We start from the raw sequence: 16,285 nt of genomic DNA on the forward strand, positions 1-16,285 counted from the left end.
GAATGACTTCAGATTTAGCGGTACCAGTGTGTCGCCAGATCCTCTCCAGCGGGTATGGCCGGTAAGTCAGCGATCCCGCTATTGGCAATTAGATGTTTGCTAAGCGAATACCCTAAGACCCTGGGCCCCCTTGTTTTTTCGGGGCCTTTTTTTTATCTTGCCAAAACCTCTGACTCTCCTTCCCTGCTTTCTTACTTATCCAGCAGCACCCCTGCGGACATTGCCGGAACTAATGGACTTATGGCAGTACAATCACCTACCGAATTAATGATATCTCCAGCTCTGGAGAACAATTTTTGAAGATCTACCTCGTTGGCGGCGCAGTGCGCGACAAACTTTTGAATCGTCCAGTCACCGAGCGTGACTGGGTAGTGGTTGGAGCAGATGCAGATAGAATGCAGGACCTCGGATACAGCCCAGTCGGCAAAGATTTTCCAGTATTCCTACACCCTGAGACCGGTGAAGAATACGCGCTCGCTCGCACCGAAAGAAAGAGCGGACACGGCTATGGCGGTTTTACCGTTAACGCCGATGCCAATATCACCCTGGAAGAGGATCTCCTGCGGCGAGATCTCACTATTAATGCCATTGCAGAAGACAGCGACGGCAAGCTAATTGACCCCTACGGTGGGCAGGAAGATCTTGGAGCTCGGCTTTTGCGCCATGTTTCCCCTGCTTTTGCAGAAGACCCGCTAAGAGTACTGCGAGTGGCCCGCTTTGCCGCCCGCTACCATCACCTTGGCTTTAGCGTTGCCCCTGAGACCATGATACTCATGCGCCAGATGGTAGAAGCGGGTGAAGTGGAATATCTGGTGGCCGAGAGAGTCTGGAAAGAGGTAAGCCGGGCGCTTACCGAGCCAGACCCCGATATTTTTATTCGAGTACTGCGAGACTGCGGCGCCCTATCAGTACTTTTACCAGAGTTAGAAAGTTTGTTTGGTGTTCCCCAGCCGCCCAAACACCACCCCGAAGTGGACACTGGAGAACACGTACTACTAGCCCTGCGCGCCGCACCGGCAGAGCTCCCCTTGCGTTTTGCAGTACTGCTACACGACCTGGGCAAAGGACTGACTCCCGAGGAAATTCTTCCCAGCCACCACGGCCACGAGGCCGCAGGCGTACCTCTTGTAAAAGCCGTCTGTGAGCGCTGGCGTACCCCAAAAGACCTGACTGCACTAGCTGTCGGGGTCTGCGAATATCACCTGCATTGCCACAGAGCCTTCGAATTGCGCCCACAAACCATTATGAAAATGATCCGCAGTCTGGATGCCTTGCGACGTCCCGAGCGATTTGAAGACTTTCTTCGCGCCTGTGAGGCAGATGCCCGAGGTCGGGAGGGGCTGGAGAATCGAGATTATCCACAGGTGAACTTTTTACGCGCCGCTCGAGATGGGGCAGCGGCAGTAACTGCCGAGGAGTTGATTAAACAGGGCTACCAGGGTGCGAAACTTGGGCAAGCACTGGACCGGGAGCGCATCAAGGCAATCGCCAAAGTAAAGGATGACTACATTGCGTAATGTGTTGATTACCGGTGCCGCCGCACGCCTGGGCCGTGCTATTGCTGAGGAGCTACATAGAGATCACAGGGTTGTTATTCACTATCGCAACTCGGCTGATGCAGCCAAGGCCCTGGCAAACGAGCTGAACCGACTTCGCCCCAACTCTGCCATAGCGTTGCACAGTGAATTGAATAGCGCCGATGCCTGTTCCAATCTGGCCCAGCGTGCACAAGAGGCCTGGGACGGTATTGATGTTCTGGTCAACAATGCCTCAGCATTTCACCCCACACCTGTGGGAAAGGCGACCGAGGAGGACTGGGATCGGCTGGTAGGCAGCAACCTCAAAGCCCCCTTCTTTCTCACTCAGGCCCTGAAAGAAACACTCAGCCAGCAGCAGGGTTGCGTTGTTAATATGGCGGATATTCACGCCGAGCGCCCGATGCCCAAGCATACTATTTACTGCGCCGCCAAGGCTGGGCTGGTAATGCTGACAAAAAGCCTCGCTCTGGAGCTATCGCCCCAGGTCCGGGTCAATGCAGTCGCCCCCGGTGCCATTCTTTGGCCAGAACAAGAGGCAACTAACGAAGCCAAGAAAGCAAAAATCACCCAGCGCATTCCTTTGGCTCGAACCGGTGCCCCCAGCGATATCGCCAAGACCGTGCGCTTCCTTGCCTGTGATGCCCCCTATATCAACGGTCAGGTTATTGCCGTTGACGGCGGCCGCAACCTCAATATCTAGAGCGGTCCAACCAATATCTAAAACAGTCCAACAACGGGGCTTCACTTCAATTTCACCGGCACTCTGTCAGAATGTTTTGTAACTTCCTCTGCCAAAAGAGATTTGCCGGTGCGCTCACTGAAGATATTGTTGATTGAAGATAACCCCACTATCGCCCGCCAGCTTGCCGAATTCCTACATGCTGAGGGCTGGCAGATAGATTATGCCCACCGGGGTCGCCAGGGCTTGCAGCTGGCCCTGGAACAAATCTTCGACCTGATTATTCTCGACCTGGGTCTGCCGGATATGGATGGCTTGGAGGTCTGCGAAAAGATCAAGGCACAAGCGCCAGTTAACATGCCAATTCTGATGTTAACTGCCCGAGATGCTCTCGCAGATAAAGAACGCGGATTTGGTATCGGTGCCGATGACTACTTATGTAAGCCCTTCGAACCAAGGGAACTGATACTGAGATGCCGCGCCCTGGCACGTAGACACCAGCTGCATACCAGTGAAGAAATTAAGGTCGGTGATTTACACATAAACCAGCGCCAGCAAACGGCCTACCGGGATAAACAACCTCTGCCCCTGACAACTATCGGTTTTCGCATTCTCACTATGCTCGCCCAGGCGTCGCCAGCACCAGTAAGCCGCTCGGCAATAATCCACCATATTTGGGGTGATGAACCCCCAGAAACAGACGCCTTAAAATCCCACATTTATAGTCTTCGCCAAACACTGGATAAGCCTTTCCAGGCCCCTATGTTGAAAACCATCACCAATCTCGGTTATCAGTTGGAAACTCCCAATGCGCGAAACCAGTAATTTACAGAGGAAGGTCTTCGCTATTTTTGGCAGTTTTACCCTGCTGCTATGCTTGGTGTTTTTTGCCATTTGTATGATGGTGGCCTATGTAGTTGAAGATCATTTACTCGATAACTTATTGGCCGGAGAAGTCCGCTACCTCGAACAGCAGGCAAGACTGACTAATACGACCCCAGAGCCACGCCTACCCTATTTAACGCTATACACTGAAAGCAAAATAATTCCGGCCGAACTGCGCACTGCCCTACCAAGCTATGCAGAAAAGGCTGAGTGGTTTAGTGATACTGAACATCACTTCCATTTACGCAGAGTACATTTTCCGGACAACCATTCCGCCGTTCTCGTAGCTGAAGTCAGTGAATTGCTCACTGTTACGCGACAATCTTCAAAACTTCTTTGGCTCTTTGCCAGCGCCTGTATCTTGACCCTACTCTTAGCCCTCTATTGTGCTTTTCGTATTTCCCGTAAAACCATCGCGCCTGTAGTAACCCTTGCTAAAGCAGTTCAGCAGCAGAGAAACTGCGATTCTCAAATTTCCCTGCCCTATAACAATGAACAAGATGAAATCGGTTATCTCGCAAGTACGTTGCAAGATACACTTAACCAGCTCAAGCTAACATTGCGCAGGGAAACTGAGTTTACCCGGGATACGAGCCATGAGTTGCGCACCGGGCTAACCATTCTGAAAAGCACACTGGCTCTCAGTCAAAATCGGGAAATGACTTTAGCTGAGAAAAATGAGCTATTAGAAACTGTTACCGGTATGGAAAAAACCGTTAAGACACTATTAGCCCTCGCCCGCTCTGAGTCTCTACAGTCGGAAGATATCCCATTGTGCGCTTTACTAGAGGAACGTCTTTTAGCTCAACACCAGTTAATTGTACAAAAGCATTTTAATGTTGATTTAAAGTTAGGGCACAAAGTCGGAGTCCTGGCCAATCGACACCTGGTAAGTCTGCTCTTCGACAACTTGATCAGCAATGCATTACAGCACGCTACCAGCCCTGAATTGGTTATTACCTATAAGGGGGACACACTCTTTTTTGAGAACGCCACAGACAACCAATTAGATCTAGAAACCTCCCTCTTACCCGGCCAAAAGAGGGAAGGCAGTGACGGCATTGGTCAAGGCCTTTTCCTGGCCAAGAGAATCTGTGAAGCCTTAAATTGGACCATTTCTATCCAGTGTAAAAAAAATATTTATCAGTGCTCTCTATCTTTTACACAGTAGCGCTCTAAGATTCAAATTTTTACCGTATGCGCTCGAGATGCACAGTGAATCGGCATCCATACCTTATACGATCTCGAGCGCAGCTTTTTCTTTCTTCCTAAATAGCAACTACAATCTCACCTGAATTTCACCTTCCATCCCTTATTCTCCTACGAACTCACTAGAAGATTTTCCGTCTACTACTGCAATTTTGGAGATTAATATGTTGAAGAAAATTGTTATTTCCCTGGCACTGACTTTGTCCGTATTTTTTGGTTTTATTATTTGGATTAAGGGCCTAATTCCACCCCAAGAGCAGGACTTTTCCACTACGACAGTAAGTGACCTGCCGTATTTACAACAATTACCCAGGGAAAGCCGAGGAAAAATCTTAGCTGTTGTCACCAGTACTGAAACGATGGGAGATAGTGGCAAGGCGACTGGTTATGAATTAACTGAACTGGCACGCCCCTATTACATCTTTTCAGCCAACGGATTTATTGTCGATATTGCCAGTCCCAAAGGCGGCAAACCGCCTGCGGTGATCGATAAAGATGATCTGGGGCCTTTCGACTATGCCTTTCTCAATGACCCGGAGGCACAACAAAAGGTCAACAACAGTATTCCTATCGATCAAGTATCAGCAGAGGATTACCAGGCCGTATTTTTTGTCGGCGGTAAAGGCACCATGTTCGATTTCCCCGGCAATCCCCATATCCAGTCCCTGGTGCGGGAAATCTATAACAGCGGCAAAATTATCGGAGCGGTATGCCACGGGCCAGCAGCCCTTGCCAATGTCACCCTGGATAATGGCGAGCCCTTAATCGCCGATCGGCAGATCAGTGCTTTTACTAACGAAGAGGAGCTTTTTCTTATTCCTGACGCCGAGCAACGATTTCCATTCCTGCTTGAGGATCGATTACGTGAGCAAGGCGCGTTTTTTCAGGCTGGGCCCACTTACCTGGAACAAGTCAGTGTGGATGGCCAGCTTATTACCGGGCAAAACCCCTGGTCCACCTGGCTAGCGGCTGAGAGTATGGTAAGCGCGATGGGGTATACCCCTGTTCCACGCCAAATCACTCCGGCGGAGCAGACCGTCAAATTACTACTCACTTATGAGCAGCGCGGCTTTACCGAGGCCACAGAGAAATTACACAAGCTTCAGGAGAAAGGGGAAATAGACCAGCGCCTACTGGCCATGCACGGCGTTGTCTCTGTTATGCGCTGGGAGCCGGGCAGGGCTCTGGACATAATCAGACTGCTGTCCAAGAGCCAGGATTGATAGAGCCCCTCAAAAAGCCAGCTAGCCAGCCTGCTCTAGGGGCTGGCCATTTTCATCCACAAATAATACATCGCGAATACTGAGTTTTTGTCCCTGGGCATTCTGCACAGCCACTTCGGAGATAGGCTCACCACTGTTTTTATCGACCAGGTGCATCCCATCTTTATTGCCGTTCCAGCGCAGATTCCACTGGCGCAGGGCGATTACCACCGTAAACAGGTCCCGGCCTTTTTCCGTTAAGCGGTACTCGTAGCGAGTACCGTGTTCACCCGCATCAAAGCGTACCAGCACCTCGTTATCCACCAGACGTGATAACCGATCCACAAGGATATTTTTGGCAATTCCCAGGTTTCTTTGGAAATCCACAAAACGGCGGGTACCCAGCATCGCTTGCTTAATTATCAGCAGGGACCACCAGTCCCCTACCTCATTCAGGGCGCAAGCCAGGGAGCAATCAAGATCATCAAAGCGTTTACGTGACATATCCCTAGTATACCGACAAAAGAGTTGCAATACGAAACCAGATATTGAACTCAACCTTAAAATAAGGTCTTATAACGCAACTGTTTTAATTGTGACCTAGTGGGACCAGTGAGTCCCAGTGTTGAATCGAGACATTCAGGAGAGAAATATGAGTGGTTCCCTGGACAACCTACTGCGTCCTTTCGAGCATAAATCCCTAAAGCTGCGCAACCGGGTCGCAATGGCCCCCATGACCCGCACTATGTCGCCGGGCTATTCTGCCAATGACCAAGTGGCCGGCTATTACCGCCGCCGAGCTGAAGGTGAAGTGGGACTGATTATTACCGAAGGCACCTTCGTTAATCATAAAGCCGCAAACGGCTACGAGAATGTACCGGCAATCTACGGTGAGGCCGCTCTCGCCGGCTGGAAAAAGGTGGTAGACGAAGTACACGCTGCCGGTGGCCAGATTATCCCGCAGTTATGGCACGTAGGCTCCGTGCGCAAAGAGGGCATAGGCCCGGATAAATCAGTGCCCGGCTACTCCCCCTCAGGCCTGTTCAAACCCGGCAAGCCCAATGGCCAGGCGATGAGCAAAGAGGACATCCAGGAAGTTGTACAAGCTTTTGCAGACGCGGCGAAAGCAGCCAAGGAAATTGGGTTTGACGGCGTAGAGATTCACGGCGCCCACGGCTACCTGATCGACCAGTTTTTCTGGGAAGGTACCAACCAACGTGATGACGAGTACGGTGGCTCCATCGAAAATCGCACCCGCTTTGCAGTGGAAATTATCAAAGCGGTACGTGAGGCCGTAGGCGAAGATTTCGCCATAGTGCTGCGCTACTCTCAATGGAAGCAGCAGGATTACGAAGCCAAGTTGGCGCAAAACCCGGAAGAACTGAAACGCTTCCTGACTCCGCTAGTTGAAGCCGGCGTTGATATTTTCCACGCTTCTACAAGACGCTTCTGGGTGCCAGAATTTGAGGGTTCTGATCTCAACCTGGCAGGCTGGACCAAGGAGCTGACTGGAAAACCAGTAATTTCTGTCGGCAGTGTCGGCCTTGACGATGATTTTATCGGCGGCAATAACCAGGGCATGGGCGGTACTGCCAACCCTACCGATCTAGGCGAACTAACTCGTCGTATGGACAACCAGGAGTTCGACCTGATTGCCGTTGGCCGCGCACTATTACAAGACTCACACTGGTTCGCTAAGGTACGTGAAGATCGCGCGGAGGAAATCACTCCGTTCACCAAAGAGGCGCTAATGAGCCTGAGTTAATTTTTACTGACAAAAAAAGCAGCCTGTAAAGGCTGCTTTTTTATCTACATTTTTTAAAAAATTATTGGAATCACGGCCAAATAAATTCTACCGGCCACAATTTTTGTGAAGCCTGGTCGTACTCATTCCACAGCTGACGGTAAGTTTTCTGCTCGATCGGATGCAATACTTCTGGAGCAATCTCTGCCAGAGGCTGTAAAACAAAGGCATTTTTTACAATCTCACCTCTAGGCAATTTTACCCCGTCGATAGTCCCAGTAAGTTGATCATAGGTAAGAATATCAATATCCAGGGTGCGCGCACTGAATTTAGGTCCAGAGCGCAGGCGGCCGTTGGCATCTTCGATACCACGCAGACACAGGGCCAGCTGCCCTACTGGCAGGTCAGTTTGTAGCCCCACCACCAGGTTGTAAAAATTATCCCCAGGGAATCCTACCGCTTCGCTCTCGAAAACCTGAGACACCTCCAAGTCGCCAAACTGTCCTGCAAGGGCATCCAGCGCTGCGCGGATATATTGCGCGCGATTGATATTACTGCCGAGGCTGAGATACACCTGAGCCACGTTTACACTCCCGCAGACATCGCTGCTGCACCTTTTGCTGGCCTTTCGCCACGCTCAATAATGACACCCACATCCCTGGACCCTCTGACCGCACCCGGCTTGGACAAACGCAGTCGCAGCCAGCTTACGGAAAACTCTTCCCTGACAATTGCCGCAGCCTGTTCCGCCATAGTTTCCACCAGCAGGAACTCGCTGCTTTCAATAAAAGCGATCAAGCGCTTGGCCACCGCCTTATAGTTAAGTGTGTGCTCGATATTGTCTGTACGCGCCGCCTCGCTGATATCGAAAGCCATTTCTATATCAAGGCTGACAGTCTGGCGTACTTCCCGCTCCCACTCGTAAATACCGATAATGGTATTCACCTTTAAATCCCGTATATAAACAATATCCATTTATCGGCTCTTTTCTTTTTACTGCCAGGATGCCCCTGGGATTTCTTAAAGTTCGGTCTTGGGCAATTCTGTCATTGGCCAACGTGGACGCACATCAACTGCAAGGCTCGTCTGTTCTCCGGCTTGCAAACGCAAACTACCGGCATAGGCGATCATAGCGCCGTTATCGGTGCAAAACTCATGACGGGGGTAGTAGACGCGGGCGCTATCCTTGCGCAGGCTCGTTTCCAAACGTGCACGCAACAATTTATTCGCGGAAACCCCACCGGCAATGACCAGAGTTTTATAACCAGAGGCTTTAATTGCACGGCGACATTTAATCACTAGAGTATCCACGACCGCCTCTTGGAAGGCTGCCGCAATATCCGCACAGGTCTGTTCATCCGGCAGGCCATCTTCGAGGGCGTGCTGACGCACAGTGGTCAGGGTGAAGGTTTTTAAGCCCGAAAAGCTGAAATCCAGCCCCGGTCGATCCGTCATAGGGCGAGGGAATGTAAAGCGCTTGGGATCACCTTTCTCAGCCAAGGCTGCCAATCGCGGACCACCGGGGTAGTCCAGATCGAGCATCTTGGCGGCCTTGTCAAAAGCTTCGCCAGCGGCATCGTCCAAGGATTCCCCCATCAGTTCGTAGTCGCCAAGACCGCGCACTTCTACTAATTGGGTATGACCACCAGAGACCAGCAAGGCCACAAAAGGAAAAGCTGGTGGATTGTCCTCCAGCATCGGAGCTAATAAATGCCCCTCCATATGGTGCACCGCCACAGCGGGCACCCCCCAGCCATACGCCAGGGCGCGGCCGGCACAGGCGCCCACCATCAGGGCGCCAACCAAGCCTGGACCGGCGGTATAAGCTACTCCCTCCAAATCGGAAGGCTTGGTATTGGTCTTCGCCATTACCTGCCGTACCAACGGCAACAGCTTGCGCACATGGTCGCGGCTTGCCAGTTCAGGGACTACACCGCCGTAATCGGCGTGCAGGTCAACCTGACTAAATAGAGCATGGCCGAGCAGACCGGACTCAGAATCGTAGATAGCGACGCCAGTTTCATCGCAGGAAGTTTCTATACCGAGGACGCGCACTTGATTTCATTCTCGTGACTACTTCGAGGGGCGGTTATCATACTGGAAAATGGGGTTGCGATCCCGTATAGGAGTGTTTAGAATTTGCGCCCTCGCTGTGAACCGGCCACCGGATGCAACTGCGAGAGCATTGCCGGAATGGCCGAGAGAAACGAATTTTAACAGGTATCCTAATGCCCTCTGTACGAATCAAAGACAACGAACCTTTCGATATCGCTCTGCGTCGCTTCAAGCGCTCCTGTGAAAAAGCAGGCGTACTGTCTGAAGTACGTCGTCGCGAGTTCTACGAGAAGCCCACCGCTGTTCGTAAGCGCAAAGCTGCTGCCGCTGTTAAGCGTCACGCTAAAAAGCTTCAGCGCGAAAACCGCAAGTTCCAGCGTCTCTACTAAGAGCCGCAGGCTGAATAAGCCTGTCGCAGCGAGGCGGCCGGACGGGCTTAGCCCGTAGCGGAGCTATAAAGAACGGCGTGCGAGCCCTACTCGCGCGCCGTTTTTCGTTCTGCCAACCGCATTCTCCATGCTCGGCGGACGCGCTATCCTTAGCGCTCAACCCAATAAACCACAATCAATGCCAATCCCGGAACACTCACTATGAGCACTCTCAAGGACACCCTGACTCAAGCGACCAAAGACGCAATGAAAGCACGCGACAAAGAGCGTCTTGCCACCCTGCGTTTAATCAATGCTGAGATCAAACGAGTTGAAGTGGATGAGCGCATCGATCTGGATGACGCGCGTATCCTCGCTCTGCTGGACAAGATGACCAAACAGCGCCGCGACTCCATCACCCAGTATGAAAAGGCCGGCCGCGCCGAGCTGGCTGCAGTGGAACAGGCGGAGATCGAAGTCATCCAAGAGTTCCTGCCCAAACAGTTGACCGAAGCGGAGATTAGCGAAATTGTCGCTTCCGCCGTGCAGAGCACCGGGGCCAGCGGCATGGCCGACATGGGTAAAGTGATTGCCCAGGTGAAGCCTCAGGTTCAAGGCCGTGCAGATATGGGCGCAGTCAGCAAATTGGTTAAGGCCCGACTGGCCTAACGCCCAGCCGGATTACAGAAAAGTATGCCCAGCAAGATTCCCCAGCACTTTATCGACGACCTGCTCGCCCGCGCAGATATCGTCGAGCTGGTGGACAGTAGGGTAAAACTGCGTAAGACCGGAAAAAACTACTCCGCCTGCTGCCCCTTCCACGACGAAAAAACCCCCTCTTTTACCGTGAGCCCAGACAAGCAGTTCTACTACTGCTTCGGCTGCGGCGCCAACGGCAATGCCATCGGCTTCCTGATGGAATACGATCGCCTGCCATTTCCCGAAGCCGTGGAAAAACTGGCGGCCACCCGCGGCTTGGAAGTACCCAGAGAGGCATTGGCTCCCGGGCAGGAAAAGCGCCAGAGGGAAAGCCAATCCCTCTATCAACTGACGGAAAAAGCTGCAGAATTCTACCGAGAACAACTACGCAACCACCCTGCGGCAGGTAACGCAGTGGCCTACTTGCGCAATCGCGGATTATCCGGGGAAATCGCCCGAGATTTCGACATCGGCTTGGCACCACCGGGCTGGGACAACCTGCTCAATGCCCTGGCCGACACTCCCGAAAAGGCCGACCAGCTTGAACTGGCAGGACTCGCCATTCGTCGCCAGGACAGTGACGGCAACAGCAAACCAGGCGGGCGTCACCACTACGACCGCTTCCGTAACCGTATCATCTTCCCCATTCGCGACCAGCGCGGCCGCACCATCGCCTTTGGCGGCCGGGTATTGGGGGACGAAAAGCCCAAGTACCTCAACTCCCCGGAAACCCCGATTTTCCACAAGAGCCGTGAACTCTACGGCCTGTGGGAGGCGCGCCAGGCCAATCGCAACTTAGAGCGCTTGATCGTGGTGGAGGGCTATATGGATGTAGTGGCCCTGGCGCAGTTCGATATCCGCTACGCCGTCGCCACCCTTGGCACCGCCTGCGGCGAAGAGCACATTCAGCTGGCCTTTCGCCACACTAGTGAATTGCTATTCTGTTTTGATGGTGACCGCGCCGGCCGCGCCGCCGCCCGCCGCGCACTGGAATCTGCCCTGCCCCATATGCAGGACGGCCGCAGCCTACGCTTTTTGTTGCTGCCGGAAGGCGAAGACCCCGACACTCTGGTGCGGCAACTGGGTGGAGAACGTTTCCAGCAACTGATAGAAGAGCAGGCCCACCCCCTGGAGGACTTTCTCTTCGACCTGCTCAGCGAAGACATCAACCTCCAGACCATGGACGGCCGCGCGCGCCTGTCCAAGCTGGCCGCCCCACTGCTGGATTTGCTGCCAGGAGGCGTATATCGCCAACTGATGTTCCAGCAGCTGGCCTCGCGTACCGGACTAGACAAAGACACTCTGCAGGAGGTGATTCACGCGGAGAAGGCTCGCAACACCCAGTTACAGCAAGCACAGGCACAGCCAACTGTCAACGGCGCACCCCTCTCTACCGAGCAGGATGTGGAACTCCAACACCGCACCCCGCCGGAACCCTGGCCCCGCGAAGACGAATCTGAATATTCCCCCACACTCGGGGACAGCCCACGCCGCACCGGCCAGTATCGCCTACCTCCTGAACGTATGCTAGTAGCGCTGATCCTCCACCACCCCGAGCTGGCCTCGCAGATTGAGGATTTGCAACAGTTCCTCGGCGCCGACAACCCAGACCTGCTGCTATTTGCCCAGCTGGTGGAGCTTTTCAAGAGCCGCCCACAACTTAACTTTCGCCAATTGATCGGCCACTGGCGCGCCCATCACGGCGCCGAATCCAGCGATATTCTGGCTAAGCTGGCGATATCTCCTCTAGTTTCCGGGGTTCGTCACCTAGCCCAAGGCGATAGCAACCTAGAATACGATCCCCAGGCTGAATTTAACGACTGTCTACGTCACCTAGAAAAATCCGATGCCAAGCAGCGCAATCGCGATCTCTTGGCCCAGTTAAAAGCCGGTGCCCAGCTCAGTCAGGAAGAACAACTGGCTTTATTGGCCAACTGGCGCAGAAAAGACAATTAATCTGCAATAACCCCTTGAAAACTGCGGCCTCAACACTATATTCACTCACCCCGCCGGGCGGGAACGGGAACCTCAGCACCCTAAAATTCACACCAGAGCCGTTGCTTGACAGCTAGAGTGGTTATTGCTAGTGCATATACGCTATAATCCCGCGTCTTTGTCCCGTATTTTCATCCCCAGAATTCAGGGTTGTGCATGACCGACAAAACCCAGCAACAAACCTCCCGTATCAAGGAGTTGATCGCCCGCGGTAAAGAGCAGGGCTATCTCACTTATGCCGAGGTAAATGACCACCTCCCGGAAGATATTTCCGATCCCGATCAGGTGGAAGACATTATTGGCATGATCAACGACATGGGTATCAAGGTGTTCGAAAGCGCACCAGATGCCGAAGAGTTGTTGATGGCCGAGGGTGACAGTTCCGCCGACGAAATCGCCGCAGCCGAAGCCGCCGCCGCACTGGCCGCAGTTGAGTCTGATGTAGGCCGCACCACCGATCCGGTACGCATGTATATGCGCGAAATGGGCACCGTAGAGCTGCTCACGCGCGAGGGCGAAATCGCCATTGCCAAGCGTATCGAAGAGGGCCTACGCGAGCTGATGGCCGCCCTCGCCTACTGGCCTGGCGCAGTACAGCAAATCATCGATGAATACGCGCTAATCGAGAAAGAAGAGCGCCGTATCCCCGATGTCATCGCCGGCTGGCTCGACCCAGCAGAAGATGTGCCCCCCGGAGCCCAGGCTGGCCAAGCCGCTGTAGTAAGCGACAACAGCAGCGAGTCCTCTGAAAACGAAGGCGAAGAGGACGATGACTCGGACGACGCCGACGATTCCTCCAGCGAGGAAGAAGAGGAAAACGCCGGCGGTCTCGACCCAGAGGAGCTGGCCGAGCGTATGAATGCGCTGATCGTCGCACAGAAAGCCGCCGATGAGGCCATCGCCGCCCACGGTCGTGACTCCAAGGAAGCCGGTACTGCTTTGGAAGCCGTCGCCGAGGTATTCCGCTACTTCAAACTGGCACCACGCCAGTTCGATCCTCTCTACGGCGAAGTTCGCGATATTCTCGATAGTGTGCGCAGGCAAGAGCGCATCACTATGAATTTGTGCATTAAGCGTGCACGTATGCCGCGCAAGACCTTTATCAAGGAATTTCCCGGTAACGAAACCAATGAAGAGTGGATCCCCGCGATCATCAAAAAGAAGCGCGACTACTCTGACGCCCTGCGTCATGTCGTAGACGATATCGTTCGCGCGCAACGCAAGCTGGCCCAGTGCCAAGAGCGCTCCGGTCTAGACGTAGGCCAGATCAAAGAGATCAACCGCCGTATGTCCATTGGCGAGGCCCGCTCCCGCCGCGCTAAAAAGGAAATGGTTGAAGCCAACCTACGCCTGGTTATCTCTATCGCCAAGAAGTACACCAATCGCGGCCTACAGTTCCTGGACCTGATTCAGGAGGGCAATATCGGCCTAATGAAGGCCGTGGATAAGTTCGAATACCGCCGTGGCTATAAGTTCTCCACCTACGCCACCTGGTGGATTCGCCAGGCTATTACCCGCTCTATCGCAGACCAGGCGCGCACCATTCGTATCCCGGTACATATGATTGAGACCATCAACAAGCTCAACCGTATCAGCCGCCAGATGTTGCAGGAAATGGGGCGCGAACCCACTCCGGAAGAGCTGGGCGAGCGTATGGATATGCCGGAAGACAAGGTGCGTAAAGTTCTCAAGATCGCCAAGGAGCCCATTTCTATGGAGACTCCTATCGGTGACGATGAAGACTCGCACCTGGGTGACTTTATTGAGGACCAGAACCAGTCCTCCCCGGTGGACACCGCCACCCAGACCGGCCTGCACGACGCCACCCGCTCCGTGCTCTCCGGTCTGACCGCGCGTGAAGCCAAGGTATTGCGTATGCGCTTCGGTATCGACATGAACACCGACCACACCTTGGAAGAGGTGGGTAAGCAGTTCGATGTAACCCGTGAACGTATCCGCCAGATCGAGGCTAAGGCCCTGCGTAAGCTGAGGCACCCATCCCGATCAGAGCACCTGCGGAGCTTCCTCGACGAGTAAGCCCCCACGAAAAAGCCCGGTTCGACCGGGCTTTTTTATGTGACACAATCATGACCGCCCGCAAGGGTCTACGGATGGCAGGAGAGTAGCATGCAAAAAGAAGTCGCCAATAAACCGGAAGAGTCTGAAGAAGTCGCCAACAAGCCAGGCAAAAAAGGCATTGCCCGCCTGATTGCCGCCGCCAAATATTCAAGCGAAGGTCTCAGCGCCGCCTGGCGTAATGAGGAAGCCTTTCGTATTGAAGTTATCCTCGCTATCTTCTTTGTCCCTTTTGCCCTATGGGTAGGAGACACCCCGACTGAACGCGCCGTATTGATAGCTGTTAGCCTGGTGGTATTGCCTTTGGAGCTTATCAATAGCGCTATTGAAGCCACTGTGGACCGCATAGGAGCTGAGAAGCACCCACTAGCCAAGATCGCCAAAGACACCGGCTCTGCCGCAGTAGCGGTGGCCCTGCTAATGTGGTTTATCGTCTGGGGTTGTATTGTGATTCCCAAGTTGCCGATTTAACCGCACTACTTGAAAATCGTTAATTATAAAAAAGGGAGGCTACGTCTCCCTTTCCATAATCTGAACAATGGTACTAACTAACACCAACAAGCTGAACAGCCGTACCAACAAGCTCAAAATGGGATATCCATCCCTTACTTTCTAGACTGGGAAGTTAAAATTTAAAGACCGCTTAAATAATAGCTACTGAGATTGACGTTGTTCTGCAAACACCGCAAGAAGAAATTTCTGCCACAAAGGCATTGATTTGAAAGGAAAAATCTTGTACTTTTCCCAACCGCTTGCAACGATACCCGCAAGCAAAGTGTGGGCCCTTAGCTCAGTTGGTTAGAGCATCCGACTCATAATCGGCAGGTCCTGGGTTCAAGTCCCGGAGGGCCCACCATTTTAATCCCCAATTAATCCCCAATTAATCCCTTCTCATGTGACTCATTGGGTTTCTAGGCGCCTAGTAAAAGCGCGCACTCCCAACGTTGAAGTAGCTAACGATATATCACACCTTTTCTAGAGCTACTAAATTCAAACATCAAACTATTAATCCGCCATCACCACCAAAATCTCCAAGAAACATAGAAGGTCATAAAAACTTTTACAGCGGATGATACTCTCCACTGGTAGAGAGCGATTAGAAGCCTGAACTATTATGAATAGATCTATATCAAGACTACTCCTAACAACTAGTCGAAGTGTTTTAATTTCAAATAGGGTGCTCAATCATCTCAGTAAACCATTAAAAATAGTGTTCAGTTATTTGAAACAGTAGTATCTCTAAATAAATTTTGATCATTCATCCAAGGTATTTTTTCGGCGACATGACATGTCATACATGCAGAGCGGGCATTGGAAAATCCTTGCCAGGCTTTTTTTATATCCCTGGTCTCAAATGCACTAAGTACAGCTTCATATGTTGAGTTTATAAAAATTGCATCCGAATTTGACCTCCGGGCAGGACGTTTTAGATAACCATTTTCAATGACAGCTTTAATTTTTTTCCAATGATATATAGCTAGGTCAAAGTTCTCATTCTGAAGTGCCGAGTATATGGTTTTGTAACGATCTCCTACTTCCCACATGGAAACAGAAAAACCACCAAGATAGTTTTGCAGTAAAATAAAGCGATCTTTATCATTTTCTGCATTCAACAGCCAATCACGCTCATCGCCCGTATCGTAACTCTCAGAATACGCAAAATTTTCTACAGATAAATATACAACCAGAGCAATTAAAAATTTACTCCCATTCAAAGTCTTCATCATGAGCGATAACCAGTTAACCAGAGGTGTATGCCAGCTAAATACTTATAGCAGCTTGAAGCAGACAAGAGCGCCAAATACTCTTTAACTGATCAAATAGTTGTTGGTTTA

The 16,285-nt window shown here is 52.2% G+C and carries 16 protein-coding genes and 1 tRNA gene; 12 read left to right on the forward strand and 5 right to left on the reverse strand.

Going from position 1 to position 16,285, the window contains the following annotated elements:
- Positions 1 to 296: 296 nt before the first annotated feature.
- The 5 genes from ACJJIV_RS08915 (at position 297) to ACJJIV_RS08935 (ending at position 5,534) form a co-directional block, all read left to right on the forward strand.
- Complete coding sequence (locus ACJJIV_RS08915; RefSeq protein WP_444891454.1) at positions 297 to 1,517, forward strand: multifunctional CCA addition/repair protein; 1,221 nt, start codon at positions 297 to 299, stop codon at positions 1,515 to 1,517.
- Positions 1,510 to 2,238: a pteridine reductase gene (locus ACJJIV_RS08920; protein WP_444891455.1), complete on the forward strand. Its 729-nt coding sequence runs from the start codon at positions 1,510 to 1,512 to the stop codon at positions 2,236 to 2,238. The genes ACJJIV_RS08915 and ACJJIV_RS08920 overlap by 8 nt, the downstream gene beginning before the upstream one ends.
- A 108-nt stretch (positions 2,239 to 2,346) precedes the next feature.
- Positions 2,347 to 3,042: a response regulator transcription factor gene (locus tag ACJJIV_RS08925; protein WP_444891456.1), complete on the forward strand. Its 696-nt coding sequence runs from the start codon at positions 2,347 to 2,349 to the stop codon at positions 3,040 to 3,042.
- Positions 3,026 to 4,273, forward strand: a complete 1,248-nt coding sequence (locus ACJJIV_RS08930) for a sensor histidine kinase (protein WP_444891457.1) — start codon at positions 3,026 to 3,028, stop codon at positions 4,271 to 4,273. Before ACJJIV_RS08925 ends, ACJJIV_RS08930 begins: the two co-directional genes overlap by 17 nt.
- Positions 4,274 to 4,475: 202 nt before the next feature.
- Complete coding sequence (locus tag ACJJIV_RS08935; RefSeq protein ID WP_444891458.1) at positions 4,476 to 5,534, forward strand: type 1 glutamine amidotransferase domain-containing protein; 1,059 nt, start codon at positions 4,476 to 4,478, stop codon at positions 5,532 to 5,534.
- 21 nt (positions 5,535 to 5,555) lie between these two features.
- Here the strand turns inward: ACJJIV_RS08935 and ACJJIV_RS08940 are convergent, their stop codons facing one another.
- On the reverse strand, positions 5,556 to 6,017 hold the full coding sequence (locus tag ACJJIV_RS08940; RefSeq protein ID WP_282934464.1) for a winged helix-turn-helix transcriptional regulator: 462 nt from the start codon (positions 6,015 to 6,017) through the stop codon (positions 5,556 to 5,558).
- A gap of 148 nt (positions 6,018 to 6,165) precedes the next feature.
- On the opposite strand from ACJJIV_RS08940, the gene ACJJIV_RS08945 reads away from it, so the two are divergent.
- Positions 6,166 to 7,278 (forward strand): NADH:flavin oxidoreductase, encoded by a 1,113-nt coding sequence (locus ACJJIV_RS08945; protein WP_444891459.1) that lies wholly within the window; start codon positions 6,166 to 6,168, stop codon positions 7,276 to 7,278.
- A gap of 70 nt (positions 7,279 to 7,348) precedes the next feature.
- On the opposite strand, the gene folK is transcribed toward ACJJIV_RS08945, so the two are convergent.
- The 3 genes from folK to tsaD are packed head-to-tail and all read right to left on the reverse strand — an operon-like array spanning position 7,349 to position 9,312.
- A complete protein-coding gene (gene folK, locus ACJJIV_RS08950) occupies positions 7,349 to 7,840 on the reverse strand; it encodes a 2-amino-4-hydroxy-6-hydroxymethyldihydropteridine diphosphokinase (protein ID WP_444891460.1) in 492 nt (163 codons plus the stop codon).
- 2 nt (positions 7,841 to 7,842) lie between these two features.
- Positions 7,843 to 8,232 carry a dihydroneopterin aldolase gene (gene folB / locus ACJJIV_RS08955; RefSeq protein ID WP_444887906.1) on the reverse strand — a complete coding sequence of 130 codons (390 nt, stop codon included), beginning with the start codon at positions 8,230 to 8,232 and terminating at the stop codon, positions 7,843 to 7,845.
- A gap of 45 nt (positions 8,233 to 8,277) precedes the next feature.
- Complete coding sequence (gene tsaD, locus ACJJIV_RS08960; protein ID WP_444891461.1) at positions 8,278 to 9,312, reverse strand: tRNA (adenosine(37)-N6)-threonylcarbamoyltransferase complex transferase subunit TsaD; 1,035 nt, start codon at positions 9,310 to 9,312, stop codon at positions 8,278 to 8,280.
- Between the two features lie 173 nt (positions 9,313 to 9,485).
- Between tsaD and rpsU the strand changes: the two genes are divergently transcribed.
- The 6 genes from rpsU to ACJJIV_RS08990 all read left to right on the forward strand — a co-directional run bounded on the left by rpsU (position 9,486) and on the right by ACJJIV_RS08990 (position 15,306).
- The gene (rpsU, locus tag ACJJIV_RS08965; protein ID WP_020411530.1) at positions 9,486 to 9,701 is read left to right on the forward strand and encodes a 30S ribosomal protein S21; all 216 of its coding nucleotides are present in this window, start codon (positions 9,486 to 9,488) and stop codon (positions 9,699 to 9,701) included.
- A gap of 201 nt (positions 9,702 to 9,902) precedes the next feature.
- Positions 9,903 to 10,349 carry a GatB/YqeY domain-containing protein gene (locus ACJJIV_RS08970; protein WP_444883624.1) on the forward strand — a complete coding sequence of 149 codons (447 nt, stop codon included), beginning with the start codon at positions 9,903 to 9,905 and terminating at the stop codon, positions 10,347 to 10,349.
- Positions 10,350 to 10,373: 24 nt separating this feature from the next.
- Positions 10,374 to 12,335: a DNA primase gene (gene dnaG, locus ACJJIV_RS08975; RefSeq protein WP_444891462.1), complete on the forward strand. Its 1,962-nt coding sequence runs from the start codon at positions 10,374 to 10,376 to the stop codon at positions 12,333 to 12,335.
- A gap of 195 nt (positions 12,336 to 12,530) precedes the next feature.
- Positions 12,531 to 14,411: an RNA polymerase sigma factor RpoD gene (gene rpoD / locus ACJJIV_RS08980; RefSeq protein WP_444891463.1), complete on the forward strand. Its 1,881-nt coding sequence runs from the start codon at positions 12,531 to 12,533 to the stop codon at positions 14,409 to 14,411.
- 90 nt (positions 14,412 to 14,501) lie between these two features.
- Positions 14,502 to 14,921 carry a diacylglycerol kinase gene (locus ACJJIV_RS08985; RefSeq protein ID WP_444891464.1) on the forward strand — a complete coding sequence of 140 codons (420 nt, stop codon included), beginning with the start codon at positions 14,502 to 14,504 and terminating at the stop codon, positions 14,919 to 14,921.
- A 308-nt stretch (positions 14,922 to 15,229) separates the two neighbouring features.
- Positions 15,230 to 15,306: transfer RNA gene (locus ACJJIV_RS08990), tRNA-Ile, on the forward strand.
- Between the two features lie 358 nt (positions 15,307 to 15,664).
- On the opposite strand, the gene ACJJIV_RS08995 is transcribed toward ACJJIV_RS08990, so the two are convergent.
- Positions 15,665 to 16,177, reverse strand: coding sequence for a hypothetical protein (locus ACJJIV_RS08995; protein ID WP_444891465.1), 513 nt, complete (start codon positions 16,175 to 16,177; stop codon positions 15,665 to 15,667).
- Positions 16,178 to 16,285 lie beyond the last annotated feature (108 nt).

Source organism: Microbulbifer mixtoriginis (SeqCode) (assembly GCF_052466765.1).